Below are 26,721 nucleotides of genomic sequence, written 5' to 3'. Positions count from 1 at the left end.
AATGTCCGAATCGGCGACGAACAAAGGGCGACTTGGGCGATTTATTTCACCCGGTTGCGCTCTCAGTTGTCGGGACACGGGAGCCCCATCGCCCCACTCAGGATGGCTGCAGTGACGCGTCAGACACGCCCCGACACGCCGAAAGGCCGCAAAGCGCCCGGGCGTGTCGACCGGATCTCGCCCGAGCGGGCGAGGCGTCACCCGTCCGCTGGTTCGTTGCCCGTCACACGTGACCGTCCACCATCACCCACCCACCCGGGCCGAGCCGCGCGAGGCCGTCGAGCTCGAGCAGGCCGAGCGCACCGCGCGCCTCCTCGAGCGTCACCGCGGCCGCCGAGGCGACGCCCGCCACGTCGGTCCCGCGCCGACGGCCCAGAGCATCGCGGACTCGCGCCGCCAGCGGGTCCAGGTGGTCGGTGGCCCGGCGTGCGCCGTCGCCCTCGGGGACGACGTCAGCGCCCGACCGGCCGACGAGCTCGAGCACCTCCGCCGCATCCGTGACGCACACGGCCGCGCCTTCCCGCAGCAGGCGGTGACACCCGGCCGAGGCGACCGACGTGACCGGCCCGGGCACGGCCCCGACGGGTCGCAGCAGGCCGACGGCGTGGTGGGCCGTGCTCATGGCGCCCGACCGCCAGGCCGCCTCGACCACCACCGTCGCGCGCGCACCTGCCGCGATGAGCCGGTTACGCTGCAGGAACCGGCTGCGGGTGGGGACCGCGCCGACCGGGACCTCCGACGCCAGCGCGCCGCCGCCCTCGACCACTGCCTCGAAGAGGCGCGCGTTGCCTGCCGGATAGGCCCGGTCGACGCCGCCGGCAAGCAGCACGAGCGTGGGTCCTCCCCGCGCCACGGCACCCCGGTGGGCAGCCGCGTCGATCCCGTACGCGCCGCCCGAGACGACCGCGCACCCGGAGTCGACGGCACCCGCCGCCAGGTCGACCGCCACCCGCTCGCCATACGCGGTCGACGCGCGTGAGCCGACGATCGCGACCGAGCGGTCGAGGCTCGCCGCCAGTCCGCTCTCCCCGCGGACCCACAGCCCGAACGGGGCCGTGTGGCCGAGGTCGTCGAGCATGGACGGCCAGCCGGGATCACCCGGGACCACGAACACGCCGCCGACCTGCTCGATCGCCGCGAGATCCCGCGCCACGTCCAGCGTCGCGCGCCTGGCCGCCCACCGCGCGACAGCCCGCGAGAGCCGCTGTCCTCCGACCGCGTCGGCGCCGGCCGCCCTACCGTCCACGAGCACGCCGTCACCGCCGCGCACGACACGCGCCCACGCCGCCGGCAGGCCCTGGTCCACCGCGAGCGTCACCAACCGCCACGCGTCGACCGCACCGAGCGAGGCGACCAGAGCGCCGGCGACCGGATCCCCGGGTTCGGCCAGGGCGCTCCACGCCGCACGCGCGGTCCGCTCCTCGGCGTCGACAGCGCACGGCACCTCGGCCGCCGACGGGAGGTACGCGCTCATGCGCCCTGACCCCGGGTCCGCAGCAGCAGGGCGTTGCCGATGTCGCCGCGGGTAGGCGCCGCTCGACCGTCCAGGTCCGCCAACGTCCACGCGACGCGCAGGACACGGTCCACACCGCGCAGGCTGAGCGTGCCGCGATCGAGGGCGCGGTCGAGGTCGTGCAGCAGCGAGCCGTCCGCGCCGAGCCGCTCGCGCAGCCAACCGCCCGGGACCTCCGCTCCCGTGCGCCACGGCGTGCCCCTCAACCGGTCGGCGGCCGCCCCGCGCGCCACGCGTACGCGGCCGGCCACCACCGACGTCGCGTCGCCCGCCTCGTCGCCGGCACGCGCGGGCACCAGCTCCACCTGCAGGTCGACGCGGTCCAGCAGCGGCCCGCTCAGCTTCCCGAAGTAGCGCCGACGCTGCTCGCTGCGGCACGTGCAGTCCAGCCCCTTGCCGACGGCCTTGCCGCACGGGCACGGGTTGGCGGCCAGCACGAGCTGGAAGCGCGCCGGATAGCGGGCCGCACCCTGGGCGCGGTGCAGGACCAGCTCGCCGTGCTCGAGCGGCTGCCGCAACGTCTGCAGGACGGCGGTCGAGAATTCGGGCGCCTCGTCCAGGAAGAGGACCCCGCGGTGCGCACGGGAGGCGGCACCGGGGCGCGGGATGCCCGAGCCGCCGCCCACCACGCTCGCAGGCGTCGCAGTGTGGTGGGGGTCCTCGAACGGTGGTCGCACGAGCAGCCCGTCGCCGGGGTCGAAGGTGCCGGCCACCGAGTGCACCGCCGTGACCTCGACCGCGTCCGCCTCCACGAGGTCGGGCAGCAGGCCGGGCAGGCGAGCGGCGAGCATCGTCTTGCCGGTTCCCGGCGGCCCGACCATCAGCAGGTGGTGACCTCCGGCCGCGGCGACCTCGAGGCACTGGCGGGCCTCGGCCTGTCCGACCACGTCGGCGAGGTCGAGGACGGGCGCGACCGCGCGCTGGTGCTCGACCACCACGGGATCGGTCGTGTCGGGCACGTCGACCTCGGCGCCGTAGCGCGCGGCGACCTGCGCGAGCGACGACGCCCCGACGGCCAGCGCGCCGGGCACCAGCTGCGCCTCGGCGAGGTTGGCGACGGGCACGACGACGCGTGGGCGCCCGGCCGCGACGGCTGCGGCGACCGCGGGCAGCACACCGCGGACCGGCCGCAGCCGCCCGTCGAGCGCGAGCTCCCCGATGTGCACCACGCCCGCGGGCGCTGTGAGCAGCTCGGCTCCGGCGAGCGTCGCGACGGCGATCGCGAGGTCGAACGACGAGCCCGACTTCGGGAGCGTCGCGGGCGAGAGGTTCACGGTGATGCGCCGGTTGGGCCAGGGCAGCCCCGACGAGGTGACGGCGGCCCGCACCCGGTCGCGCGCCTCGCTGAGCGATGCGTCCGGCAGCCCGACGAGCGTGAACGCCGGCAGCGAGGGCGCCAGGTGCGCCTCGACGTCGACGAGGTGCCCGGTCAGTCCGACGAGGGAGACCGCGAGCGTCCTGCCGAGCACCACCTAGACCACCCCCACGAGGTGGTCGACGACGGCGGCCCCGCTCCGCGGCAGGATGACGGCGATCACGTCGACGCGGACCGATGCGGCGCGGACGTCATGGGCCGCCAGCCACTGCGCCGCGAGCCGCCGCACGCGGGCGAGCTTGAGCCGCGTCACGGCCTCCGCGGGAGATCCGTAGGCCGCGGACCGTCGGGTCTTGACCTCGACGACGACCAGCTCGTCTCCGTCCATGCCGACGAGGTCGAGCTCGCCGTCCCGGCACCTCCAGTTCCGGTCCAGCACCCGCCATCCCGCGGCCAGGAGGTGGCGTTCCGCCACGTCCTCGCCGTACCGTCCCACCGCATCCTTGGCTCGCATGCGCCCAGGATCGTCGGCGACGCCGGTCGCCGGGCTCGCGATGCACAGGCCGGGGCGAGGACCGCGCGTCCACAGGTCACGGCGTGACGTCAGCGCCGCCCCCGGGGCCCCGATCGGGCCGAGGCCGGATCAGCGGGAGAAACCGGCCCCGCTGCCCAGGTCCAGCTCCGCCTTCGCGAGCTCCTCGACGTTGACGTCCTTGAACGTCACGACGCGCACGGACTTCACGAACCTCGCGGAGCGGTACACGTCCCACACCCACGCATCGGCGAGCGTCAGCTCGAAGTAGACCTCCCCCGCGGCGGAGCGCACCTGCAGGTCCACCTGGTTGGCCAGGTAGAACCGGCGCTCGGTCTCCACCACGTACGAGAAGAGACCCACGACGTCGCGGTACTCGCGGTAGAGCGCGAGCTCCATGTCGGTCTCGTAGTTCTCCAGGTCCTCGGCACTCACGCGCTCATCATCCCTCACGCAGGACGGTCTGCGAGCCGGTCTGCTCGCTACCACCCGTCTGCGTCACCCCCGGCAGGCGCCACGACCGGCGGTGCAGCACACTCGGTCCGTGCTCGGAGAGCGCCGCGAGATGGTCCGGGGACGCGTACCCCTTGTTCTCTTCCCACCGGTAGGCAGCGTGCCGGCCCGCGAGGTCGACCATGAGGGCGTCCCGCTCGCACTTGGCGAGCACGCTCGCGGCGGCGACGCTCGCGCACGTCCGGTCCGCCTTGACGCGCATCAGCACGCGCGGCGCCGGAGCCTCGTCGTCGTCCTGGTCGTCGTCGAACAGGCTGGCCGCGGGTGCAGCGAGCCAGTTGTGGGAGCCGTCGAGCAGGACGACGTCCACGGGTCCGACCACCTGCGCGGCGGCCCGCAGCGCGCGCGTGCCGGCCAGCCGCAGCGCGGCAATGATGCCGACGGTGTCGATCTCGGCCGCGCTCGCGTGCCCGACCGCCCGCGCCACACCCCATCGCCCGAGCGCGGGCAGGAGGGCCTCGCGCGCCGCGGGCGTGAGCAGCTTCGAGTCGGCGACGCCGCGCGGCGCGGACCGCGTCGACGCGTCGACGACGACCACCCCCACGCTCACGGGTCCCGCGAGCGACCCGCGCCCGACCTCGTCCATCCCGGCGACGAGGCGGGCGCCCTCCCGCAGCAGCACGCGCTCGTGGCGCAGGTGCGGCCCGCTCCGCACGGCCCGTGCGGGACGCGGGGCGACCAGCACGGTCACGACGCCGCCGGCACGTCCGCGAACGTGGAGCCGGGGTTGCGCAGGATCGTCCAGTGGTCGACGGGCCAGACGATGACGAACGCGACACCGACCACGTCGGCGATCGGCACCGAGCCGCCGCCCGGCTCGCCCTGGTGCCAGCGCGAGTCGGCCGAGTGCTGGCGGTTGTCCCCCATCACCCACATGTTCCCGTCGGGCACGACGACGTCGAACGCGAACTCGCTCGGCTCGGCGCCGTCGGCCAGGTACGGCTCGTCGAGCGCCACACCGTTCACGGTGATCGGCTGACCCGCTCCCTTGCACGCGACGTGGTCCCCCGGCAGCCCGATGACGCGTTTGACCAGGTGCTCCCCGGCGTCCTCGGGATAGAGCCCGACGAACGTCAGCAGCTTGCGGACACCCTTGGAGACCTCGCCCGTGGGCTCGTCGTCCGTCTCGTCGCCGAGCCAGTGGTCGGGATCCTTGAAGACGACGATGTCGCCCCGGTGGATGTCGAACGGGCCCGGCGCGAGCTTGTTCACCAGGATGCGGTCGTTCTCGATGAGCGTGTCGTGCATCGAGCCCGACGGGATGAAGAACGCCTGGACCAGGAAGGTCTTGACGATCAGCGACAGGACCAGCGCGCTGACCAGGATGATCGCGGTCTCCCGGAGGAAGGCACCCGCACCGCCCTGCTTCTCGCCCCGGGGTGCGGCCGCGTGCCGCGGCGTCCCGTCGTGACCGACCTCGTCGACCGAGGGCGCACCGTCGGCGCCGTCGACGGGATGGTGCGCGAGCTTGTCCGGGTCCGTCACCCGCACACTCTCGCACGCCGACGGGCTCGCCGCGCACTCGCACCGCGGTCCGAGACGCAGGCGACGCCGCGCCCAGGCGTGCTCCTCAGGACGGGTCCGGCACGTCCGCGAAGGTCGCCGCCGGGTTGTGCAGCACGGTCGCGTTGGACAGCGGCCAGACGAGCACGAAGGCCACCCCGACGACGTCGCCCATCGGGATCGAGCCGCCGCCCGGATCCGTCGTGTGCACGTGAGAGTCCGCGGAGTGCTCACGGTTGTCGCCCATGACCCACAGGCGGTCGGCGGGCACGACCGTGTCGAACGGCTCGTCGCACGGGACGGCGTCGTGCGCGAGGTACGGCTCGTCGAGCGCCGTCCCGTTCACCGTGACCGACGAGTCCGCACCGCCGCACACGACGTGGTCCCCGGGCAGCCCGATGATCCGCTTGACCAGGTGCTCGCCGGCGTCCTTCGGGTACAGCCCGACGGCCGCCAGCGCCTTGTGCAGCGCGCGCGTCGTCCTGGTCTGCGGCTGCTCCTGCTCGGACAGGAGCCATCCGCCCGGGTCCTTGAAGACGACGATGTCGCCCCGGTGCAGGTCGAAGGGCCCCGGAGCGAGCTTGTTGACCAGGATCCGGTCCTGGTAGACGAGCGTGTCCTCCATGGACTCGCTCGGGATGAAGAACGCCTGCACCAGGAACGTCTTGACGACCACGGAGAGCACCAGCGCGCACACGACGACGATCGCCGTCTCCCGCACGAAGCCACGCCAGCCCGAGTGCTTGGCCTGACGGCCTGCGCGTTCCTGCTCGGGCTGCACGCCAGCGTCCGCCGAGACCCCGCCCATGGTGTTCCCCCTGCTGCTGCCGTCGTTGGCCGTGACGGCACACTGTGACACAGGCGACGGGCGGCCACCGTGAGGTGACCGCCCGTCGGACGTGCTGAAGATGCTGCGGGTCAGGCCTTCTTGGCCGGGACCGAGTCGCGCTTCTCCTTGATCTTCGCCTTCTTGCCGCGCAGGTTGCGCAGGTAGTACAGCTTGGCGCGACGGACGTCACCGCGGGTGACGACCTCGATCGAGTCGAGCGTCGGAGCGTGCAGCGGGAACGTGCGCTCCACGCCCACCTGGAAGCTGACCTTGCGAACCGTGAAGGTCTCGCGGACGCCCTCACCCTGGCGGGCGATGACGACGCCCTGGAACGCCTGGACGCGCGAGCGGTTGCCCTCGACGACCTTGACGTTGACCTTGAGCGTGTCGCCGGCGCGGAAGTCCGGGATGTCGTTGCGCAGCGATGCTGCGTCGACCTGGTCGAGCGTGTGCATGGTGTTCACTCTCCCGCCCTGCCACAGGTCAGAAGCGTCATCATGGGCGGCCCGGCGCTCGCGTGGAGCGAGCAGGAACGGGTGCCTGGTGGTCTGGTTCCGGTGCGGGCCGGCAGATCCCGGGTGGCCGTGGTCGTCTCCCCTGTGGCAGAGACGCGGCCGTACGCGCACCAGCGGACAATTCTGCCACAGCAGCAGGCAGCGACGGAAATCAGTCCCTGGTCAGGGCGCCGTCCACGACGCGCCAGCCGAGGTCGGCCAGGGTCGCGAGATCGTGCTTGTCCAGCGTGCCGACGTCGAGCGCCGCGAGCATGTCGGGACGTCGGGCGGCCGTGCGGGCCAGCGCCTGGTCGCGCCGCCAGCGCTCGATCCGCGCGTGGTGGCCCGACATCAGCACCTCGGGGACCTCGAGCCCGGCCCACGCGGGCGGCTTGGTGTAGACGGGGTACTCGAGGAGCCCGGCGGCACCGTGCGACTCCTCGACCAGCGAGTGTGGGTTCCCGACGACGCCTGGCAGCAGCCGTCCGACGGCCTCGACGACGACGAGTGCCGCCACCTCACCCCCGTTGAGGACGTAGTCCCCGATGGAGAACTCGGTGACGCGCACACCACGAGCGCGGTAGTGCTCCGCCACGCGCGCGTCGATCCCCTCGTACCGCCCGCACGCGACGACGAGCTGGGACTCGGTCGCGAGCGCCTCCGCGTTCCGCTGCGTCAGCGGCTCCCCCGACGGCGTCGGGATCAGCAGGTGCGCGCCGTCCTGCAGGACGTCGTCGAGCGCGCTCGCCCACACGTCGGGCCGCATGACCATCCCGGCGCCGCCCCCGACGGGGGTGTCGTCGACCGTGCGGTGCCGGTCCGTCGTCCAGTCCCGCAGGTCGTGGACGCGCAGATCGAGCAGGCCCGCGTCGCGAGCCTTGCCGACCAGCGACAGCTGCAGGGGCGACAGGTAGTCCGGGAAAATCGAGACGACGTCGATGCGCACGTCAGTCCTCGTCGTCCCCGGCGCCGCGCGTCTCCTCGGAGACCACCAAGTTCTCGGCATCGGAGGCCAGCAGGCCGCCGGGCGGGTCGAGCACCACGCGGCCGCCCGGGACGTCGACCACGGGCACGATCGCACGAACGAACGGTACGAGCGTGCGCGCGCCACCGGGCTCGCGCAGCACGAGCACGTCGTGGGCGGGCAGGTGCTGCAGGCCGACGATCTCCCCGAGCACCCGACCGTCGACGTGCTCGGCCCGCAGGCCGGCCAGCTCGTGCGGGTACCAGGCGTCCTCGTCGTCGGACTCGTCCGCCTCGGCGACGATGGTCGTGCCGCGCAGCGCCTCGGCGGCCGTGCGGTCGGCGACCTCGGCGAACTGCACGTACCACCGGCCCTGCTGGATGCGGCTCGCGGCGACCGTCAGCCCGCGGCCGGGCGGTTCGGTCTGCAGCACCGTGCCGACCGCGAGGCGGTCCTCGGGCTGGTCGGTGCGCACGTCGAGCGCGACCTCTCCGCGCAGGCCGTGGGCACGGCCGACGACGGCGACGGTGAGCTGCATGGGGGTGTCCTCCGGGTGACGTGGGCGAAGGCCCGACCCCAGGGTAGGGGCCGGGCCTTCGTCGGTGTGGTGCGTGTGGCGCTCGGGTGTGCCAGCGGGTGCGTCAGCGACGGTCGGTGTCGACGACGTCCACGCGGACGGAGCCGTCGTCGGACAGTGCTCCCACGACGGTGCGCAGGGCCTTGGCCGTCCGACCGGACCGGCCGATCACGCGGCCGAGGTCGTCGGGGTGGACCCGGACCTCGAGCAGCTCACCGCGTCGCAGGGACGAGGAGCTGACCCGCACGTCGTCCGGGTGGTCGACGATGCCGCGCACCAGGTGCTCGAGCGCCTCGGCGAGCATCAGGCCTGCTCGTCCTCGGTGGCCTCGGCGGCGGGCGCCTCGGCCTCGGGCTCGGCAGCCTTCTTCTCCGACGCCTTGGCCTTGACCTTCTCGGCGTCGGCGGCGGCGGCCTCGATGGCGGCCTTCGGGTCGGCCTTGTCGGCCTTGGTGCGCAGGGTGCCCTCGGCGCCCGGCAGGCCCTTGAACTTCTGCCAGTCACCGGTGATCTTGAGGATGACGGCGACCTGCTCGGTCGGCTGCGCGCCGACGCCGAGCCAGTACTGCGCACGCTCGGAGTCGACCTCGATGAACGAGGGCTCCTCGGTGGGGTGGTACTTGCCGATCTCCTCGATCACGCGACCGTCGCGCTTGGTGCGCGAGTCGGCGACGACGATGCGGTAGTACGGCGCGCGGATCTTGCCCAGGCGCTTGAGACGAATCTTGGTGGCCACGGTGTGGTCTTCTCCTGAGGTCTGCTGTGGTTGCGCCGCCGCGTGCCCGTGGGGTTGGGCTCGCCGGTGGCGCGAAGGACACGACGCGAGCAGGTAGAGGGGCTGCAGGCATCGGGTACAGCCGACCATTGTGCCAGACGACGAGGCCCGCTCCCAACCACACCGATCCCGACGTCAGCCGAGCGCCGCCCCCTCGGACGACTCCTGGCGGCGCGCGGCGCGACGGTCGATCACGAACCACACGACGGCTACCACCGCCGCGAGTGCGGCGAACCCCCACGAGCGGACCGCCACCTCGGGCGTCTGGGGAGCGTGCTCCTGCCCGAGCACCGCTGCCCATGCGGAACGAACCTCGTCCCCGTCGCCCACGTCGATCATCGCCGCACCCGCCAGGAAGGACCCCACGCCCAGTACCCAGGCCAGCAGCCGGTAGTGAGCAGGCGCCACCGACCACGACCGACCACGAGGCCACCCACGGAGCAGGACGCCGTTCAGCACGATCGCGCCCGCGACGGGGACGCCGACGAGCACAGGGGCCAGCCAGAGCAGCCAGAGCATGACCCACCCCGCAAACATCAGCTTCAGCAGGAGCCCGAGGCCGAGGCCGGTCCACAGGACCGCGGCCGCCGCGACGTCGCCACGACTGCGCGCTCGTCGGGGCGGTGCGGAGATCGGCGGTGCCAGGGGCCATGCTCGTCGTTCGTCCGCCATCGTCGTCCCCCTGGGCGTCGGTGCGCGCTCCGCGGAGCCCAGCGCACGGCGTGTGGCTGTGGACCTATCAGTACCACGCCGCGACGCCTCGGCGCGGGGCACTACGGAGGGAACGTACTCCCGCGCAGGAGGACCGCTCGGGCGTTGCGCAGTCGCCGGGTGTCGTCGCGGGGGTCGTCGGCGTAGACGACGGCGTCCGCGCTCGCACCTTCTTCGATCGACGGGACCCCCAGCCACGCGCGGGTGCGCCAGCTCGCGGCGGCGACCACGTCGCGGTCCGGGATCCCGGCCCGTGCCATCTCGGCGGCCTCCTCGGCGATGCGGCCGTGGCCGATGGTGCCGCCCGCGTCGGTCCCGACGAGGACGCGGACGCCGGCCTCGTGCAGGTTGCGGACGTGCTCGTAGCGCCGCTCCCCCATGGCGGCCATGCGCGCGGCGAACCGGCCGAACCGCGCGCCCTGTGCAGCGATGGCCGGGAACTGCGCGACCTGCAGCAGGGTGGCCGTGACCGGGATGCCGGCGGCGGCGATGCGGTCGATGTGCTCGTCGGAGGCGCCCGTGGCGTGCTCGAGGCAGTCGATGCCCGCGTCGAGCAGGTCGTCGAGCGACTCGGTGGCGAAGGTGTGCGCGGTGACGCGGGCGCCCGCGTCGTGAGCAGCCGTGATGGCGTCCGCGAGCACCTGGCGCGGCCACAGCGGACGCAGGTCGGCGTCGGCGCCCAGGTCGCGGTCGATCCAGTCGGCGACGAGCTTCACCCAGCCGTCACCGCGGTCCGCCTCTTCGACGACGGCCGCCGGCAGGTCGTCGGGCGACGCCAGCTCGCGGCCGTAGTTCCGCAGGTACCGCTTGGGCAGCGCGAGGTGACGGCCCGAACGGATCAGCCGCGGCAGGTCGTCGCGCGCGTGGACCCAGCCGGTGTCCGCGGGCGACCCCGCGTCCCGGACCAGCAGCACGCCGGAGTCGCGGTCGGCGAGCGCCTGCTGCTCCGCGACGTCGTCGGGCACCCTGCCGTCCGCCGCCAGCCCGATGTGGCAGTGGACGTCCACGAGCCCGGGCAGGACGACGCCCTCGAGCGTCGTCGTCTCGATCGTCGGGCGCGTGAACGTGAACCGCCCGTCCACGACCCAGACCTCGCCGACCTCGCGGGCGTCGTCGAGGACGACCGTGCCGCGCAGGTGCAAGGCCGGACCGCCGACGGCCATCGCGTCAGCGTCCGCCGAGGAACTTGTCGAAGCCCTTCGGCAGCTCGAAGGTCGAAGGGTCGACCTCCGCCTGCTTGGTCGCGGCCGCTCCGAACGACGACCCCTGCGGCGCGCTCGGCTTGGTGGCGAGCCCCCGCTCCTGCTGGGCGCGCAGCGCCGGGTTGCCCGACTTGCCCTTGACCTTGCGGGCCGGCGCCTGACGGCCGCGCGACTTCTTGCCGCCCATGCCGGGCAGGTTGCCCATGCCGGGCATGCCGGGGACGCCGCCGCTCTTGGCCATCTGCTTCATCATCTTCTGCGCGCCGTCGAAGCGCTGCAGGAGCTGGTTGACGTCCGTCGTCGTCGTGCCGGAACCGGCGGCGATGCGCGAGCGGCGCGAGCCGTTGATCAGCTTGGGGGTCTCGCGCTCGGCCGGGGTCATCGAGCGGATGATCGCCTCGATGCGGTCGACCTCACGCTCGTCGAAGTTGTCCAAAGCCTCGCGCATCTGGCCCATGCCCGGGAGCATCCCGAACATCTTCTTCATCGAGCCCATCTTCTTGAGCTGCTGCATCTGCTCGAGGAAGTCGGACAACGTGAAGTCCTCGCCCTTGGCGAGCTTGCCCGCCATGCGCTCGGTCTGCTCGGCGTCGAAGTTCTTCTCGGCCTGCTCGATGAGCGTGAGCACGTCACCCATGTCGAGGATGCGCGATGCCATGCGGTCGGGGTGGAAGACCTCGAAGTCGGTGAGCTTCTCGCCCGTGCTCGCGTAGAGGATCGGCTGGCCGGTGACCGACGCGACGGACAGCGCGGCACCACCGCGTGCGTCACCGTCGAGCTTCGAGAGCACGACACCGGTGAAGCCGACGCCGTCGGCGAACGCCTGCGCGGTGAGGACGGCGTCCTGGCCGATCATCGCGTCGATGACGAACAGGATCTCGTCGGGGTTCACCGCGTCGCGGATGTCCGCGGCCTGGCGCATGAGCTCGGCGTCCACGCCGAGGCGGCCGGCGGTGTCGACGATCAGGACGTCGTGCTGGCGCTGCTGAGCGGTCTCGAGCCCGGCGCGGGCGACGCCCACGGGGTCGGCGCCCACCGGCATGACGTCGTCGTGGCCCTGGTTGCCGGGGTGCGGCGCGAACACGGGCACGCCCGCGCGCTCGCCCACCACCTGGAGCTGGGTGACGGCGTTGGGACGCTGCAGGTCCGCCGCGACCAGCAGCGGCGTGTGGCCCTGGCCCTTGAGGTGCAGCGCCAGCTTGCCCGCTAGCGTCGTCTTGCCCGCACCCTGCAGACCCGCGAGCAGGATGACCGTGGGCGGGTTCTTCGCCATGTTCAGCGTGCGCGTCTGACCGCCGAGGATGGAGACGAGCTCCTCGTTGACGATCTTGACGACCTGCTGGGCCGGGTTCAGCGCACCCGAGACCTCGGCCGACAGCGCGCGCTCGCGCACGGCGCCGGTGAAGGAGCGGACCACGGGGACGGCGACGTCCGCGTCCAGCAGGGCGCGGCGGATCTCGCGCACGGTGGCGTCGATGTCCGCCTCGGACAGCTTGCCCTTGGTGCGCAGGTTCTTGAACGTCGACGTCAGTCGGTCGGACAGGGTGGCGAACACCTGACGGTCCTCACGGCTCGATGGATCAGGGACGGTCCAGCGTACCTGTCAGCCCGTCAGCGACCGGCCAGCGCCGCCATGCCTCGCGTCACCAGCTCGTCGCACAACGTCGCCCGCCACGTGCTCCACGCCGCCGGGCCCGCGGCGACCGCATCGGCCTCCGTCAGCACGCGCAGCACCGCCAGCAGGTCGGCCCGGTGGTCCACGGCCTCGAGCAGGCGCTCGATCGTCGCGGGGTCGTCGGGATCGGACGACGTCGCGAGCCCGACGAGCGTGAGGTGCTCGCGCACCAGCCGCGACGCGTCGGCCGCCATCTGCTCCCCGAAGCCCATGCGCTCGACGATGGGCCCGACGAGCCGCGCGCCCTCGACGCTGTGGTCGCCGGCGCCCGCACGCTTGCCGATGTCGTGCAGCAGCGCCGTGATCAGCAGCAGGTCGCCCTGCGCCAGGTCACGTCGCTCCCCCGCGGCGTTGGCGACCGTCTCGACCAGGTGCCGGTCGACGGTGTGCCGGTGCACGGGCGAGCGCTGCGGCCGGTTGCGCACGCCCGCCCACTCGGGGATCCAGGTGGTCACGACGCCCGCGAGGTCCAGCGCCTCCCAGATCGGCGTCTGCGCGTGGCCGGAGCCGAGCAGCTGCAGCAGGTAGGAGCGGGCGGCCTTGGGCCACGGGGCCGGCAGGGGTGGCGTCGCGGTCAGGTTGGCGACGGACACGGGCGAGAGGACGAGGCCCGTGCGAGCCGCCGTCGCCGCGGCGCGCAGCGCGAGCAGCGGGTCCTCGGCCGGCCGGGCGTCGACGGCCAGCACGATCTCGCCGTCGTGCTCGACGAGGCCCTCCGCGATGGCTCGAAGGCGCGGCGGTGTGCGCCTGCCACGGACGAAGACCGGACCGCGAGCCGGTCGCTGCAGCGCCTGGCGGGCGTTGCGAGCTGTCGTGTCGAGGGCGTACGAGATGACGCGGCCGGCCTCGGCGATGCTGGCCAGCAGGTCGTCGCGGTCGTCGAACCCGACGAGCGCCGCGACCTCGTCCTGGTCCGCCAGCAGCAGCCGGTTGGTGTGCCGACGCGTGACGACCTGGGTCGTGTCGCGCACGTCGAGCAGGTGCGCATAGGCGCGGTCGACGGCACCGTGCGGCCGGTCCGTCAGCCACGACGCGCTCAGGGCAGAGAGCACCACGGCGTCGCGGATGCCGCCCCGGGCCTCCTTGAGCTCGGGCTCGATGAGGTAGGCCAGCTCGCCGTGCCGCTCGGCCCGCTCCCGCGTCGAGGCGAGCAGCTCCGGCAGTCGTCGTCGGGCCGCCGCCCGCCAGTCCTCCAGCAGCGCGGACTTGGCGCGCGAGATGACGACGGCGTCGCCGGCGATCGGCTGCAGGTCCAGCAGACCCACCGCCGCGGGCAGGTCCTTGGACGCGATCTGGCGGCACTGCGCGAGCGAGCGCACCGAGTGGTCGAGGTCCAGGCCGGCGTCCCAGATCGGGTACCACAGGCGCTGCGCCAGCGCCGAGAGCTCGTCGGCGCTGTGCCCCCGACCCTCGTGCACCAGCAGCAGGTCCAGGTCGCTCACAGGGCTCGCGTCGCCGCGGCCGATGCTGCCGACCGCACCCAGCGCCACCCCGGTGGTGTCCTGCCCCTGCGTCGCGTCCTCCCACAGCTCCGCGAGCCTGCGGTGGACGAGCTCGACGATGGCGGCGCGTCGCGCCACTCCGTCGCTCTGCGTGCCGGTGAGCCCAGCGGCCAGGTCGAGCCTCTCGACACGCAGGTCCCGCACCCCACGAGAGGGGTGCGGGACCTGCGTCGAGGCTTCCCCGGCCGCGCCCCCCACGGGCGACCGTTCGTCCGTCATCCGATCAGAGCGCGTCGTCGCCGTGCTCACCGGTGCGGACGCGAACCACGTCCTCCACCGGGGTGACCCAGACCTTGCCGTCACCGATCTTGCCGGTCTGCGCCGCCTTGACCAGGACGTCCGTCACGCTGGCCGTGTCCTCGTCACCGACCAGCACGTCGATCTTGACCTTCGGCACCAGGTCGACCGTGTACTCGGCACCGCGGTAGACCTCGGTGTGGCCCTTCTGCCGGCCGTAGCCGCTGGCCTCCGAGACCGTCAGGCCGCGGACACCCGCCGCCTCGAGGGCCGACTTCACGTCGTCCAACCGGTGCGGCTGGATGATCGCCGTCACGAGCTTCGTCATCACTTCACCTCCGTCACGACGCGGGAACCGACGCCCAGCGTCTCGTAGCCAGACTCCGCGTGCACGGCGAGGTCGATACCGCCGACCTCGACCTCCTCGGTCACCCGGATGCCGATCGTCTTCTTCAGGATCCACCCGATCACGAACGTGGCCGTGAAGGAGAACAGCACGGCGCACGCGGCGACGATGATCTGCGTGAGGAGCTGGTCGATGCCACCCCCGTAGAACAGGCCGTTCTTGGCACCGTCGGGGTACCAGCCGCCGTTCTTGTCCGTGGCGAAGAAGCCGATGAGGATCGTGCCCGCGAGGCCACCCACCAGGTGGACGCCGACGACGTCGAGCGAGTCGTCGTAGCCGAGCTTGTACTTCAGGCCGACGGCAAGAGCGCACAGGATGCCGGCGACCGCGCCGATGGCGATCGCACCGTAGCTGTCCACGGCTGCGGCGGCGGGCGTGATGGCGACGAGACCGGCGACGACGCCGGACGCCGCACCGAGCGACGTCGCGTGGCCGTCACGGAGCTTCTCCGTCGCGAGCCAGGCGAGCATCGCGACGCAGGTCGCGACCGTCGTGTTGAGCCACGCACGGCCGGCCGTGCCGTCAGCGGCGAACTCCGAACCGGCGTTGAAGCCGAACCAGCCGAACCACAGCAGCGCGGCGCCGAGCATGACGAGCGGCAGGTTGTGCGGCCGCATCGGCTCCTTGCCGAAGCCCTTGCGCGTGCCGAGCAGGAGCGCGAGCACCAGGCCCGCGGTGCCGGCGTTGATGTGCACGACCGTGCCACCGGCGAAGTCGATGGGCGTCGAGATGGACTTGGTGATGCCGTCCGCGCCCAGGTTGCCGCCGCCCCAGACCATGTGCGCCATGGGGACGTAGACGATCGTCATCCAGAGCCCGGAGAAGACCATCCAGGCGTTGAACTTCATGCGGTCCGCGACGGCGCCCGAGATCAGCGCGATCGTGATGACCGCGAAGGTCAGCTGGAAGCCGGCGGCCACGAGGAACGGCACACCCGACGCGGACATCAGGCTGTCCGCGTCCGTGGCGCCCTGCAGGCCGAAGTAGGTGAACGGGTTCGAGAAGAACCCTGCGACGTCGTCGCCGTGTCCGGCGGAGAACGTCGCGGAGTAGCCGTACAGGACCCAGAGCACGCCGCCCAGGCCCAGAGCGCCGAAGCTCATCATCATCATGTTGAGCACGCTCTTGCCGCGCACCATGCCGCCGTAGAAGAACGCCAGCCCAGGCGTCATCAGCAGCACGAGCGACGCGGCGAGGATCATGAACGCCGTGTTGCCGCTGTCGAGTGTGAAGTCCATCGAGAGTGCCTCTCCCCTCGCCAGCCCGGGGTGGCTGGTCGGGACTCACAGTCGAGGATCCGGATTTCGTCGGCTCGCGCCACGTGTTTCGTCGAGGTGACAAGCCGCGCCCGCGCGTAACAGTTCCGTTTCGAGGTGAGCAGACGTCCAGATGGCGGAACTGCCGCCTACGACTCGAGGAGACCGTCGACGAAGTCCGCCGCGTCGAACGGTGCCAGGTCGTCCGGCCCCTCGCCGAGGCCGACGAGCTTGACCGGGACGCCCAGCTCGCGCTGCACGGCCACGACGATGCCGCCCTTGGCAGTGCCGTCGAGCTTGGTCAGCGCGATGCCGGTGACGCCGGCGACCTCGCCGAACACGCGCGCCTGGTTGAGGCCGTTCTGGCCGGTCGTCGCGTCGAGGACCAGCAGCACCTCGGACAGGGGCGCCTCACGCGTGATGACGCGCGTGATCTTGCCCAGCTCGTCCATGAGACCAGCCTTGTTCTGCAGGCGACCCGCGGTGTCGACGAGGACCACGTCGACGTTCGAGGCCTTGCCCGTGCGGACGGCGTCGAACGCGACGGCTGCGGGGTCGGCGCCGTCTCGGTCCGAGCGCACGGTCGGTACGCCGACGCGCGATCCCCAGGTCTCGAGCTGGTCGGCGGCCGCGGCGCGGAACGTGTCGGCGGCGCCGAGCACCACCGACTTGTCCTCGGCGACCAGAACGCGCGCGAGCTTGCCGACGGTCGTCGTCTTGCCCGTGCCGTTGACGCCCACGACGAGCAGCACGGCCGGCGTCGGCGTGCCGTCCGGCGCGGTCCCGGGCGCCAGGTTCAGCGAGCGGTCCAGGCTCGGGTCGACGAGCGCGATGAGCTGCTCGCGCAGCGCCGCGCGCACGGCGGCGGGGTCCTTGAGGCCCTCGACGCGGACCTGCGTGCGCAGGGCGTCGATGAGGTCACCCGTCGGACCGGCGCCGACGTCGGCGAGCAGCAGCGTCTCCTCGAGCTCGTCCCAGTCGTCCTCGGTGAGGTGGTCGCGGGACAGGACCGCCAGCAGACGCGTGCCGAGCGGCGAGCCCGAACGCGCCAGGCGGCCGCGCAGCCGGGCGAAGCGGCCTTCGACGGGAGCGGGCTTCTCGAGCTGGATGTCCAGGTCGCCCGGCGTGGCCGGGACGTCGAGCTCCTCGTCCGTCGGAAGCGGAGGCAGCTCGTCGACAGCCGTGGCCGAGCCCGGCGCCTGCGCCGACTCCTGCTCGGCGGCCGCCTCGGCGCTCGGCGCCTCCGCGACGGCAGTCGTGGGCGCCGCCTCGTCGGCCTCCGCCTTGTCGCCCCGGCGACGCACCAGCACGGTGCTCACCGCGACCAGCAGGGCCGCCGGGATGCCGGCGGCGAGCAGATAGGTCCACGTGTCCTGGTTCACCGGGACAGTGTGTCAGGCCGGACGGATCCGGCGACCCGCGACGCAGCGGGTCCGGACGTCGTCGTACGTCAGGAGCGGTGCAGCGACGGCAGCGCGCGGGCGGCGCGGTCGCGTGCACGCTGCAGGCCCTCGCTCAGCTCGTCGACGTGCAGGTAGCCCTCGCCCTCGTCGGACGTCACGCGCAGGAACTCGACGAGCTTGAGGTCGACGGGCTCGTCGTCCACCGCGGGCGACGGCTCGCGCCGGGCAGCCCAGCCGGCCCGGAACGCCCGCCACGGGCTCTCACCGTCGCTCGCGGTGCTGCTCATCGCGTTGGCGACCAGCAGCACGGCCCCGGCGAGGACCAGGGTGACGAGGATTCCGAGAGTCACGACCACCCGTCCAGTGTGCGTGGTCGTCGGACGACGACGCGCGCGGGGTGCAGGTCGTTCCCGAAGGCAGCACACAATCTCCACAGGCCGGAAACGCGCAGTTCAGACGGGCCCGGCCAGCCAGCTCAGACGGCGACGTCCTCGCGCATGCGCTGGCTGATGACGGTGGTGACGCCGTCGCCGCGCATGGTCACGCCGTACAGCGCGTCGGCGATCTCCATGGTGCGCTTCTGGTGCGTGACGACGATGAGCTGAGAGTCGTCCTGCAGCTCGCGGAAGATCTCCAGCAGCCGGCCGAGGTTGGCATCGTCGAGCGCCGCCTCGACCTCGTCCATCACGTAGAACGGCGAGGGCCGGGCCTTGAAGATCGCGACGAGAAGCGCGACGGCCGTGAGCGACCGCTCGCCGCCGGACAGCAGCGAGAGGCGCTTGACCTTCTTCCCGGCGGGACGCGCCTCGACCTCGATGCCCGTGGTGAGCATGTCGTCGGGGTCCGTCAGGACGAGCCGCCCCTCGCCTCCGGGGAACAGGCGCGGGAAGACGACGTCGAACGCGGCCGCCGTGTCGCGGTACGCCTCGGCGAACACCTGCTCGACGCGCTCGTCGATCTCCTTGACGATCACCAGCAGGTCCTGGCGGGACTTCTTGAGGTCGGCGAGCTGGTCGGTGAGGAACTTGTGCCGCTCCTCGAGCGCCGCGAACTCCTCGAGCGCGAGCGGGTTCACGCGTCCCAGCAGGGACAACGCGCGCTCGGCGGCGCGCAGGCGCTTCTCCTGCTGCTCGCGCACGTAGGGCATGGTCGTGGGTGCGTCGGGGTCCGGTTCGGTCCCGGGGACGACGACGACCGGCACGGCCTGGTGCGGCCCGAACTCGTCGACCAGCACCGCGGGGTCCAGCCCGAGCTCCTCGACGGACCGGCTCTCCAGCGCCTCGATCCGCAGCCGCTGCTGGGTGCGCGCCACCTCGTCGCGGTGCGCGGCGTCCGTGAGCCGCGCCAGCTCCGCGGCCCGCTGCTCGACGTCGGCGCGCGTCGCAGCCACCTCGCGGTCACGCTCGGTCCGTGCCGCCTCGGCCGCGTCGCGCTCGTCGGACGCCCGCCGCAACGACCGGTCGAGCTGCGCGAGCGCCTGCTCGGCGCCCGACCGCACGGCCTGTGCCACGACGACCTGACGCGCACGCGCCGCCTCACGCTCGGCCGCCTTCTCGCGAGCCGCACGCTCGGCCCGGGCCGCCCGCTCGAGCGACTCGGCGCGGCCGGACAGCGCCCGGGCCCGCTCCTCCACCGTGCGCAGGGTCAGGCGCGCCTCGGTCTCTCTCGCGCGCGCGGCGGTCGCCTGTTCGCCCAGCTGGTCGCGGCGCTGGGTGCCCTCCGCGATCGCGGCCTCGCTCTCGGCGGGCTCGACCTCGGCCGCGGCCAGTCGCTGCGTCAGCTCGGCGAGGTCCGCGGTGTCCTGCTCGAGCGTCGTCGACGCGTTCTGGAGCGATACCTCGACACGCTCGGCCTCCGCCCGGGCCGAGCGCGCGGTCGAGCCCAGAGCCCCCAGCTGCTCGGCGACGGCCGCGAGCGCGGCGTCGGACTCGTTGAGCCGTTCGAGGGTCGCCTCGTGCGCGGCGTCGGCCGCCTGCAGCGCCTCGGTCGCGCCGACGAGCTCGAAGCGCAGCCGCTCGGCGGTGGCCGCCGCGTGCTCAGCACCGGTGCGCGCCTGGTCCAGCGCGGACTGCAGGTGCAGCGCGCTGGGCGCGGTCGCGGACCCGCCGGACGCACGGTGCCGGGACAGCACGTCGCCGGTCCGGGTCGCGACGACGAGACCGGGGTGGTTCGCGAGCATCGCGCGGGCCTGGGCCAGGTCGTCGACCACGACGACGTCCGTCAGCGCGAGCGCGATCGCCCCGCGGATCTGTTCGGGCGCGTGGACGAGGTCGACGGCCCAGTCGGCGCCCTCGATCCGCTCGCGCGTCGCCGACGAGGCGTGCACACCTCCGACCAGCAACGACGCCCGCCCGGCATCCTCGGTGCGCAGGTGCCGGATCGCGTCGACGGCCGCTTCGACGGACTCGACGGCCACGGCGTCGGCCAGCGTGCCGAGCGCGGCGACGATGGCCTCCTCGTCGCGCGGGTCGACGGCGAGCAGCGCGGCGACGGACCCGATGGTGCCGGTCACTCCGTCGGCGGACAGCAGCGCGCCCGCGCCGTCCTTGCGGGTCAGGCTCAGCTCGAGGGTCTCGGCGCGCGACTCGAGCGCTGCCCGCTCGCGGTCGGCGGCGCTCAGCGCCTCGTTCAGCTCGACGACGCGTGCGTTCGCGGTCTCCAGCGCCTCGATCGCGGCCTCGTGCTCCGCGTCCAGGCCTTCCTCGCCCTCCTCGACGCCGGCCACCTGCGACTCGAGCGCCGCGAACTGCGCCGTCGCCTCGGTGCCGCGGGCCTGCGCCGCGGTCAGGCTCTCGCGCAGGCGGCCCAGCTCGGCCTGCGTCGCCTCGACCCGGCTGCGACGTGCCGCGACCTGCCCCGCCAGCCGCGCCACGCCCTCGCGCCGGTCGGCGGCGCCGCGCAGCGACAGCGCGAGCTCCTTCTCGGCGGCAGCCGCGGCGCTCTCTGCCTCCTGCCGGGCGCCCACCGCGCCTTCCAGGCCCGCACGCGCCACGTCCACCTCGGCGGCGAGCTCGGCCTCCGCGACACGCACCCGCTCGGCCTGGGCCGCGAGGTCGTCGGGGTCGGAGCCACCCGAACGCTCGGGCGCCGCGACACCGAGCAGGCGCACCCGGTCCGCGGCCAGCGACGACGTCCCCCGTAGCCGCTCGCGCAGCGACGACAGCCGGTACCAGACCTCGCTGGCCTCGCTGAGCGCCGGCGCCGCCTCCGCCGCCTCGCGCTCGAGCGTCACCAGCCGCGCACGCGTCTGCGTCAGCGCCGCCTCGACCAGCGCGCGCTGCTCGTTCAGCGCCGTCTCGTCGGCGATCTCCTGGTCCAGCGCGGCGGTCAGCTGGGCCAGGTCGTCGGCCAGGAGGCGCGCCCGCGCGTCGCGCAGGTCCGTCTGCACGACGGCCGCCTTGCGCGCCACCTCCGCCTGCCGACCGAGCGGACCGAGCTGGCGGCGGATCTCCGAGGTCAGGTCGCCGAGCCGCGTGAGGTTGGCCTGCATCGCGTCGAGCTTGCGCAGCGCCTTCTCCTTGCGCTTGCGGTGCTTGAGGACGCCTGCGGCCTCCTCGATGAACCCGCGCCGCTCCTCCGGCGTCGCCCGCAGCACGGCGTCGAGCTGGCCCTGGCCGACGATGACGTGCATCTCCCGGCCGAGGCCGGAGTCGGACAGCAGGTCCTGGATGTCGAGCAGCCGGCAGCCCTGCCCGTTGATGGCGTACTCGGAGCCGCCGTTGCGGAACAGCGTCCGCGAGATCGTGACCTCGGAGTACTCGATCGGCAGGGCGCCGTCGGCGTTGTCGATGGTCAGCGCCACCTCGGCCCGGCCCAGCGGCGGGCGACCGGACGTGCCGGCGAAGATGACGTCCTCCATCTTGCCGCCACGCAGGGACTTGGCCCCCTGTTCCCCCATGACCCACGCGAGCGCGTCGACGACGTTGGACTTGCCCGAGCCGTTGGGGCCGACCACGCACGTCACGCCGGGCTCGAAGTTCAAGGTCGTCGCGGACGCGAACGACTTGAACCCGCGCAGCGTGAGCGTCTTGAGGTGCACGGGGGCAGCCTAGGCGCCCGGAAGCCGCAGATCGCGGACGTTCACCCGGACGCCCACGGACACCTAGGGACGCAGCACGGAATACAGCGCCTGGTCGTGCCACGCACCCTCGCGCCACTGGCCGCGCCGCACGATGCCCTCGAGCTCGAACCCGCTGCGCTCGAGCGCCCGCCGCTCGGCGACGTTGAGCGCGTCGGTCCACGCCTGGATCCGCTCGGCGCGCGTGTGGTCGAACAGGTAGGCGACGAGCGCGGTCTGGGCCGCGGTGCCGATCCCCCGGCCGCGGTGGCCGTCGAGCAGCCCGACGCCGATCGTCCAGCACGACGACGTCGCGGGGCGACCCCACGACGACGCCCACCACTCGACACGCCCGACGGGCTCACCGTCGTGCCAGACCGACAGGATCCCGCCGTCCGCCGTCAGCAGACCGTCCTCGGCGAGGCGGCGCCGCACGGCGTGCACCGGGGTGTGGCCGAACCACTGGAACGCCCCGGTCCCGTCGCGCGACTCGCGCGCCGTCTCCCACAGGTCCACGTCCCGTGCGGTCATGAGCCGTAGCTCGACCGTCGGTGTGCTCACCTCGAGACCTCGGCGCGCCGCGTCAGAGGTTCGGGAACCAGAGCGCGATCTCGCGCTCGGCGGACTCGGGCGAGTCCGAGCCGTGGACGAGGTTCTGGATGACCTTGAGCCCCCAGTCGCGGCCCAGGTCGCCGCGGATGGTGCCGGGCGCCGCGACGGTCGGGTCTGTCGCGCCGGCAAGGGAGCGGAAACCCTCGATGACGCGGTGCCCCTCGGCGACGACGGCCAGCACGGGGCCGGATCCCATGAACTCGATCAGCGGCGCCAGGAACGGCTTGCCGGCGTGCTCGGCGTAGTGCTCGGCCAGGAGCTCGTCGGACGCCTGGCGCAGGTCGACGGCGACGAGCGTGTAGCCCTTCGCCTCGATCCGGCGCAGGATCTCGCCGGACAGTCCGCGACGGACACCGTCGGGCTTGACGAGGACAAGGGTGCGCTGCTGGGCGGGTGCGTCGCTCATGCCCCAACCCTAAGGGCGATCAGGGCCCGACCTCGCCGGGGTGGGCAGCGTCGTACTCCGCCCGCTCCCGGTCGATCCGGCCACCGAGGCGCAGGGACACGGCCCACAGCGCGATGAACACCGCCGCCACGACGAGGGCCATGCCGCGCGCCACCGACGGCAGCACGAGGGCGGCCCCCGCCACCCACGCCTGCGCCACCCAGCCGGCCGTGTAACCGCCCGGCCGGGTGACGATCCCGGAGATGATGACGAGCGCGACCGCGAGACCGCCGCCGATCCACCACACCGCCGCGGTGCTGACGTCGATCCACGGGTCCTCGCCCGAGCTCAGGCCGTACGCCACCAGAGTCGCGAAGAACACGCAGAACGCCTCGAGGATGAGCATCGTCTGGGCGAACTGCGGCTTCGCGGGCCGCTTGCGGCGCACGGCCGGCGCGTCGGAGGTCACCGCTCCAGGGTAACCGCGGGGATGTCGTCGCCCGACGTGTGCGGGCGCGGCAGCACCTCGTCGACCGACGGGCTCAGCTCGTCGACGACCAGTCGATCGTCGGTCGTCGGCGCGGCGTCGACAGCGCTGCCGTCCGCGGCGACAGCCTCGCCACGGGCGACCATGCCGGCGACGCCGGACAGCTTGACCTCGCGCAGGAACAGCGCCAGGACGAAGCCGACCAGGATGAGCGGCACGAAGTACCAGAACGAGGGCGCCAGGGTGTCGGCGAAGGCGTCGATGACGCCGGACTTGTACGGCTCGGGCAGCGTCTGGACGAACTCCGGCGTCAGGCTGGCACTCGGGTCGGCGGCGCCGGCGGGTGCGCCCGCGAACACCTCCGTGAGCTTGCTGGTCAGCGCCGTGGTGAAGATGGTGCTGAAGATGGCCGTGCCGACGGCGGCGCCGATCTCGCGGAAGAAGTTGTTCGCGGACGTCGCGGTGCCGAGCTCGTGCGGGTCCACCGCGTTCTGCACGGCCAGGACGATGGTCTGCATGACCAGGCCCATGCCGGCGCCGAGCACGAAGATCATGGCGCCGAACAGCCACATCGACATGTCGCCGGTGATGTGGGTCAGCCACGCCAGGCCGGCGGCCGTGATGAGCAGACCCGCGACGGGGTACAGCTTGTAGCGGCCGGTCTTGGTGATCGCGATGCCGGAACCGATGGCGGTGGCCATGACGCCGACCATCATCGGCAGCATGAGGAAGCCGGACTCGGTGACACCGGCGCCCGTGGACATCTGCAGGAACGTGGGCAGGAACGCGAGGGCCGCGAACATGCCCATGCCGAGGATGAAGCCGATGACCGTCGCGATGGTGAAGGTGCGGTTCTTGAACAGGCGCAGCGGCAGCAGCGGTTCGCTCGCACGCAGCTCGACGACGATGAACGCGGCGATCGCGACGAGCGTGCCGACGACCAGCGCGAGCAGCCCCGTGTCGCTCCAGTCGTAGCCGGTGTTGCCCGACCACGAGACCCACGAGGTGGCCAGCACCAGGCCGGACGTGCCGACGACCATGAAGAAGATGCCCGCGACGTCGATCTTCTTGCCCGAACGGTGGCTGGGCAGCTTGAGGGTGAACCACGCGGTGGCGAACGCAGCGATGCCGATCGGGATGTTGATCCAGAAGCACCAGCGCCAGTCGGCGTGCTGCGTGAACAGGCCGCCCAGCAGCGGGCCGACGACGGCGGCGATACCGAACAGCGCACCCATCGGGCCCATGTACTTGCCGCGGTCCTTGGCCGGCACGATGTCGGCGATGATCGCCTGCGACAGGATCATCAGGCCACCGCCGCCGAGGCCCTGGACGCCGCGCCAGAACACGAGCTCACCGAACGACTGCGCGAAGCCGGCTCCGGCCGAGGCGATCGTGAACAGGCCGATGGCCACGAGGAACGGGTACCGGCGGCCCCACAGGTCGCCGAACTTGCCGTACAGCGGCATGACGATCGCGATCGCCAGGATGTAGGCGGTCACCACCCAGCCCTGGTGCGCGACGCCGTTCAGCTCGCCGACGATCGTGGGCATCGCGGTGCCGACGATCGACTGGTCGAGCGAGGACAGGAACATGCTCGCCATGAGCGCACCGAAGATCAGCCAGACGGTGCGGGGAGTCAGGACGACGAGCGGCTTGTCGCTCGCCGTGGTGTCAGGTGCTGCGGTGGCCATGCTGTCCTCGATCTGTGGGGCTGTGCGGGGCTTCGGGGGTGGTCGGGGGTCAGTCCGCGACGAGCGCGCGGAGCTCGTGGACGACGAAGGCGAGGTGGTCGTCACCCTCGCCGGATCCCCCGGACTCCTCCCAGTGCACGAACGTCGCGTGCGTGAGGAAGAGGGCCAGGGACGCGACCACGACGGGGCTTCGCTCGGGCTGCTCACCGAGGCGCTGCTCGACGAGCGCGACGATCTGACCCTTGTGCTGCTCGAACCACGCGAGGTGGCGGGCGAGCAGCCGCGGTTCGCGGGTCGCGATCTCGAACGCGCGGTTGAACCGCTCGCGTCCGACCGGCGGGTCGTCCAGGAACGAGCCGACGAGGTGCTGGAGGTCGGTGAGCAGGTGCCCGGTCGGGCCGCCGGCGGCGAACGTCGTCCCAGCCGGGGAGTCCACGGGCCACGGCACGTGCCCGAGCACGGCGTCGTCCTTCGACTCGAAGTAGTTGAAGAACGTCCGGGTCGAGACGTCGGCCTCCGCACAGATGGCCTCGACCGTCACGGCGTCGAGGCCGTGCTGCTCGACGAGCCGGTGCGTGGCGTCGATGAGCGCCTCGCGGCGGGCACGCTTCTTGCGCTCGCGCAGGCCCAGGTCGTCACTCACCACTGAAGATTACATCAGGTGCAACTTTGCACGGACTGCAACTCGCGTGGCGAGCGTCACGTGTCAGATCTCGCCGAAGCCCCGCTCCACCTCGGTCGTGAACACCCTGACCGCCTCGGCCGCCTGCGGCCCCTCGCCCTCGATCCGCAGCTCGGTGCCCTGCGTCGCGCCCAGCTTCATGAGCGCCAGCACGCTCGCGGCACTGACCCCGTTCACGGTCACCTTCGCGTCGTAGGCGGCCAGCATCCGCGAGATCACGGCGGCCGGCCGGGCGTGCAGCCCCATCGGGTTGAGCAGCGTGCGGGTCTCGCGCACCACGCCGTCGTCCGTGGGCGGAGCCGACGCATCGTGCGCGGCCGACGGCCGGTCGCCGTCGTACATCCGGCCGGCACCCTCGGCGGCCGCCAGCACCGCGTCGAGGTCCGCGCCGCCGTGCGCGGTGACGGCGGCCGCGACGGCCCCCTCGACGAACGGCGCGTCCGCGAGCCGGACCCGGGCGGCGAGGTCCTCGTCGGCCAGGTCCAGCACCGACTCCGCCGTGAGCACGGCCGAGCCCAGGTCCATCAGGACCACGGCACTGCGACCGTCCTGCGTCGCCTGCCCGAACGCCCGCTCGATGCCGTCGAAGTCGGTGCCGAGCTGACCGTCGGGCGTCCCGCCCACAGCGATCAGCAGCACGCCGGGCGCCATCTGGCCCGCGAGCTCGACGGTCCCCGCGGCCAGCTCCCTCGAGTGCGAGACGAGCACGAGCGCGACCCGGGCGAACGCCCGGTCCGCGTCCGGCGCGCTCACGCCGCCGCCGCGGCGGCCTCGGCGAGCAGCAGCTCGGTGGAGCGGGCGCCGGGGTCGAGGTGGCCCATCGACCGCTCCCCCAGGTAGCTGGCCCGGCCCTTGGTGGCCGCGAGCGGGATCGTCGCCTGCGCACCCTCGGCGGCGGCCTGGGCCGCAGCGGCGAGCACGTCCGCCGGGGACCCGCCCGCGTCCGCGGCGTGCACGGCCGCCTCAGCGGCGGGCGACCACGCGTCGACCATCGTCTTCTCGCCCGTCGTCGCCTTGCCCCGCGCGACGATCCCGTCGAGCGCGGCCTCGACGAGCGCGACGACGCCGGCGCTGTCGAGCTCGTCGGTCGCGGTCGCCTTGGCGGCACGCAGGTAAGCGGTCCCGTACAACGGCCCGGCGGCCCCACCGACCGTCGACATCAGCGTGGTGGCGACGAGCTTGAGGACGTCGCCGATCTGCGCGGGCGGCTCGTCGAGAGCGTCGAGCTTGGCGACCACGGCCCGGAAGCCGCGGTCCAGGTTCTCGCCGTGGTCACCGTCGCCGATCAGACGGTCCAGCTCGATGAGCTCCTCGCGGTGCTCCGCGATCGTCTGCGCGCTGCGGCGCACCCACTCGACGGCCCACGCCACGTCCACGCTCATCCATGCACTCCCTCGGCCG

The 26,721-nt window shown here is 73.0% G+C and carries 28 protein-coding genes; all 28 read right to left on the bottom strand.

Annotation, left to right across the window (positions count from 1 at the left end):
* Positions 1 to 223: 223 nt before the first annotated feature.
* Complete coding sequence (gene dprA, locus IC607_RS16285) at positions 224 to 1,474, bottom strand: DNA-processing protein DprA (protein WP_191788473.1); 1,251 nt, start codon at positions 1,472 to 1,474, stop codon at positions 224 to 226.
* A complete protein-coding gene (locus tag IC607_RS16280; RefSeq protein WP_191788472.1) occupies positions 1,471 to 2,985 on the bottom strand; it encodes a YifB family Mg chelatase-like AAA ATPase in 1,515 nt (504 codons plus the stop codon). The genes dprA and IC607_RS16280 overlap by 4 nt, the downstream gene beginning before the upstream one ends.
* Entirely contained in the window at positions 2,986 to 3,342 is a 357-nt protein-coding gene (locus IC607_RS16275; RefSeq protein WP_191788471.1) for a YraN family protein, read from the bottom strand.
* Between the two features lie 129 nt (positions 3,343 to 3,471).
* Positions 3,472 to 3,795, bottom strand: coding sequence for a DUF2469 domain-containing protein (locus tag IC607_RS16270; RefSeq protein ID WP_191788470.1), 324 nt, complete (start codon positions 3,793 to 3,795; stop codon positions 3,472 to 3,474).
* A gap of 7 nt (positions 3,796 to 3,802) precedes the next feature.
* Positions 3,803 to 4,564, bottom strand: coding sequence for a ribonuclease HII (locus tag IC607_RS16265; RefSeq protein WP_370526333.1), 762 nt, complete (start codon positions 4,562 to 4,564; stop codon positions 3,803 to 3,805).
* Positions 4,561 to 5,358, bottom strand: coding sequence for a signal peptidase I (gene lepB / locus IC607_RS16260; RefSeq protein WP_370526332.1), 798 nt, complete (start codon positions 5,356 to 5,358; stop codon positions 4,561 to 4,563). The genes IC607_RS16265 and lepB (IC607_RS16260) overlap by 4 nt, the downstream gene beginning before the upstream one ends.
* An 85-nt stretch (positions 5,359 to 5,443) precedes the next feature.
* Entirely contained in the window at positions 5,444 to 6,184 is a 741-nt protein-coding gene (lepB, locus tag IC607_RS16255) for a signal peptidase I (protein ID WP_191788468.1), read from the bottom strand.
* A gap of 110 nt (positions 6,185 to 6,294) precedes the next feature.
* Positions 6,295 to 6,660: a 50S ribosomal protein L19 gene (gene rplS, locus IC607_RS16250; protein WP_191788467.1), complete on the bottom strand. Its 366-nt coding sequence runs from the start codon at positions 6,658 to 6,660 to the stop codon at positions 6,295 to 6,297.
* A gap of 211 nt (positions 6,661 to 6,871) precedes the next feature.
* Entirely contained in the window at positions 6,872 to 7,645 is a 774-nt protein-coding gene (trmD, locus tag IC607_RS16245; RefSeq protein ID WP_191788466.1) for a tRNA (guanosine(37)-N1)-methyltransferase TrmD, read from the bottom strand.
* A gap of 1 nt (position 7,646) precedes the next feature.
* The gene (rimM, locus tag IC607_RS16240; RefSeq protein ID WP_191788465.1) at positions 7,647 to 8,201 is read right to left on the bottom strand and encodes a ribosome maturation factor RimM; all 555 of its coding nucleotides are present in this window, start codon (positions 8,199 to 8,201) and stop codon (positions 7,647 to 7,649) included.
* A gap of 103 nt (positions 8,202 to 8,304) precedes the next feature.
* On the bottom strand, positions 8,305 to 8,544 hold the full coding sequence (locus IC607_RS16235) for an RNA-binding protein (protein ID WP_191788464.1): 240 nt from the start codon (positions 8,542 to 8,544) through the stop codon (positions 8,305 to 8,307).
* Positions 8,544 to 8,975 (bottom strand): 30S ribosomal protein S16, encoded by a 432-nt coding sequence (gene rpsP, locus IC607_RS16230; RefSeq protein ID WP_191788463.1) that lies wholly within the window; start codon positions 8,973 to 8,975, stop codon positions 8,544 to 8,546. The genes IC607_RS16235 and rpsP overlap by 1 nt, the downstream gene beginning before the upstream one ends.
* 174 nt (positions 8,976 to 9,149) lie before the next feature.
* Positions 9,150 to 9,686 (bottom strand): hypothetical protein, encoded by a 537-nt coding sequence (locus IC607_RS16225; RefSeq protein ID WP_191788462.1) that lies wholly within the window; start codon positions 9,684 to 9,686, stop codon positions 9,150 to 9,152.
* 101 nt (positions 9,687 to 9,787) lie between these two features.
* The gene (locus IC607_RS16220; RefSeq protein WP_191788461.1) at positions 9,788 to 10,888 is read right to left on the bottom strand and encodes an amidohydrolase family protein; all 1,101 of its coding nucleotides are present in this window, start codon (positions 10,886 to 10,888) and stop codon (positions 9,788 to 9,790) included.
* Positions 10,889 to 10,892: 4 nt separating this feature from the next.
* A complete protein-coding gene (gene ffh / locus IC607_RS16215; protein ID WP_191788460.1) occupies positions 10,893 to 12,482 on the bottom strand; it encodes a signal recognition particle protein in 1,590 nt (529 codons plus the stop codon).
* Between the two features lie 56 nt (positions 12,483 to 12,538).
* Positions 12,539 to 14,323 carry a [protein-PII] uridylyltransferase gene (locus IC607_RS16210; RefSeq protein ID WP_191788459.1) on the bottom strand — a complete coding sequence of 595 codons (1,785 nt, stop codon included), beginning with the start codon at positions 14,321 to 14,323 and terminating at the stop codon, positions 12,539 to 12,541.
* 4 nt (positions 14,324 to 14,327) lie between these two features.
* On the bottom strand, positions 14,328 to 14,669 hold the full coding sequence (locus IC607_RS16205) for a P-II family nitrogen regulator (RefSeq protein WP_191788458.1): 342 nt from the start codon (positions 14,667 to 14,669) through the stop codon (positions 14,328 to 14,330).
* Positions 14,669 to 15,985 carry an ammonium transporter gene (locus IC607_RS16200; RefSeq protein WP_191788457.1) on the bottom strand — a complete coding sequence of 439 codons (1,317 nt, stop codon included), beginning with the start codon at positions 15,983 to 15,985 and terminating at the stop codon, positions 14,669 to 14,671. The genes IC607_RS16205 and IC607_RS16200 overlap by 1 nt, the downstream gene beginning before the upstream one ends.
* Positions 15,986 to 16,152: 167 nt before the next feature.
* Positions 16,153 to 17,385 (bottom strand): signal recognition particle-docking protein FtsY, encoded by a 1,233-nt coding sequence (ftsY, locus tag IC607_RS16195; protein ID WP_191788456.1) that lies wholly within the window; start codon positions 17,383 to 17,385, stop codon positions 16,153 to 16,155.
* 68 nt (positions 17,386 to 17,453) lie between these two features.
* Positions 17,454 to 17,756: a hypothetical protein gene (locus IC607_RS16190; protein ID WP_370526331.1), complete on the bottom strand. Its 303-nt coding sequence runs from the start codon at positions 17,754 to 17,756 to the stop codon at positions 17,454 to 17,456.
* Between the two features lie 125 nt (positions 17,757 to 17,881).
* Positions 17,882 to 21,445, bottom strand: a complete 3,564-nt coding sequence (smc, locus tag IC607_RS16185; protein WP_191788454.1) for a chromosome segregation protein SMC — start codon at positions 21,443 to 21,445, stop codon at positions 17,882 to 17,884.
* 63 nt (positions 21,446 to 21,508) lie between these two features.
* Positions 21,509 to 22,024, bottom strand: coding sequence for a GNAT family N-acetyltransferase (locus tag IC607_RS16180; protein ID WP_370526330.1), 516 nt, complete (start codon positions 22,022 to 22,024; stop codon positions 21,509 to 21,511).
* 22 nt (positions 22,025 to 22,046) lie between these two features.
* Positions 22,047 to 22,481: a nucleoside-diphosphate kinase gene (gene ndk / locus IC607_RS16175; protein ID WP_191788453.1), complete on the bottom strand. Its 435-nt coding sequence runs from the start codon at positions 22,479 to 22,481 to the stop codon at positions 22,047 to 22,049.
* Positions 22,482 to 22,500: 19 nt separating this feature from the next.
* Entirely contained in the window at positions 22,501 to 22,929 is a 429-nt protein-coding gene (locus tag IC607_RS16170) for a DUF4233 domain-containing protein (protein WP_370526329.1), read from the bottom strand.
* Entirely contained in the window at positions 22,926 to 24,650 is a 1,725-nt protein-coding gene (locus IC607_RS16165; protein ID WP_370526359.1) for an MDR family MFS transporter, read from the bottom strand. Before IC607_RS16165 ends, IC607_RS16170 begins: the two co-directional genes overlap by 4 nt.
* 37 nt (positions 24,651 to 24,687) lie before the next feature.
* Complete coding sequence (locus tag IC607_RS17955) at positions 24,688 to 25,281, bottom strand: TetR/AcrR family transcriptional regulator (protein ID WP_370526328.1); 594 nt, start codon at positions 25,279 to 25,281, stop codon at positions 24,688 to 24,690.
* A 63-nt stretch (positions 25,282 to 25,344) separates the two neighbouring features.
* Positions 25,345 to 26,073 carry a dihydroxyacetone kinase phosphoryl donor subunit DhaM gene (gene dhaM, locus IC607_RS16155; protein ID WP_370526327.1) on the bottom strand — a complete coding sequence of 243 codons (729 nt, stop codon included), beginning with the start codon at positions 26,071 to 26,073 and terminating at the stop codon, positions 25,345 to 25,347.
* Entirely contained in the window at positions 26,070 to 26,702 is a 633-nt protein-coding gene (dhaL, locus tag IC607_RS16150; RefSeq protein ID WP_191788451.1) for a dihydroxyacetone kinase subunit DhaL, read from the bottom strand. The genes dhaM and dhaL overlap by 4 nt, the downstream gene beginning before the upstream one ends.
* Between the last annotated feature and the right edge of the window lie 19 nt (positions 26,703 to 26,721).

The sequence above is a fragment of the Cellulomonas sp. JH27-2 genome, assembly GCF_014837175.1.
Classification (GTDB): domain Bacteria; phylum Actinomycetota; class Actinomycetes; order Actinomycetales; family Cellulomonadaceae; genus Cellulomonas.
Note: the sequence above shows the minus strand (reverse complement) of the source record. Positions and strands in the feature narration are given on the sequence as shown.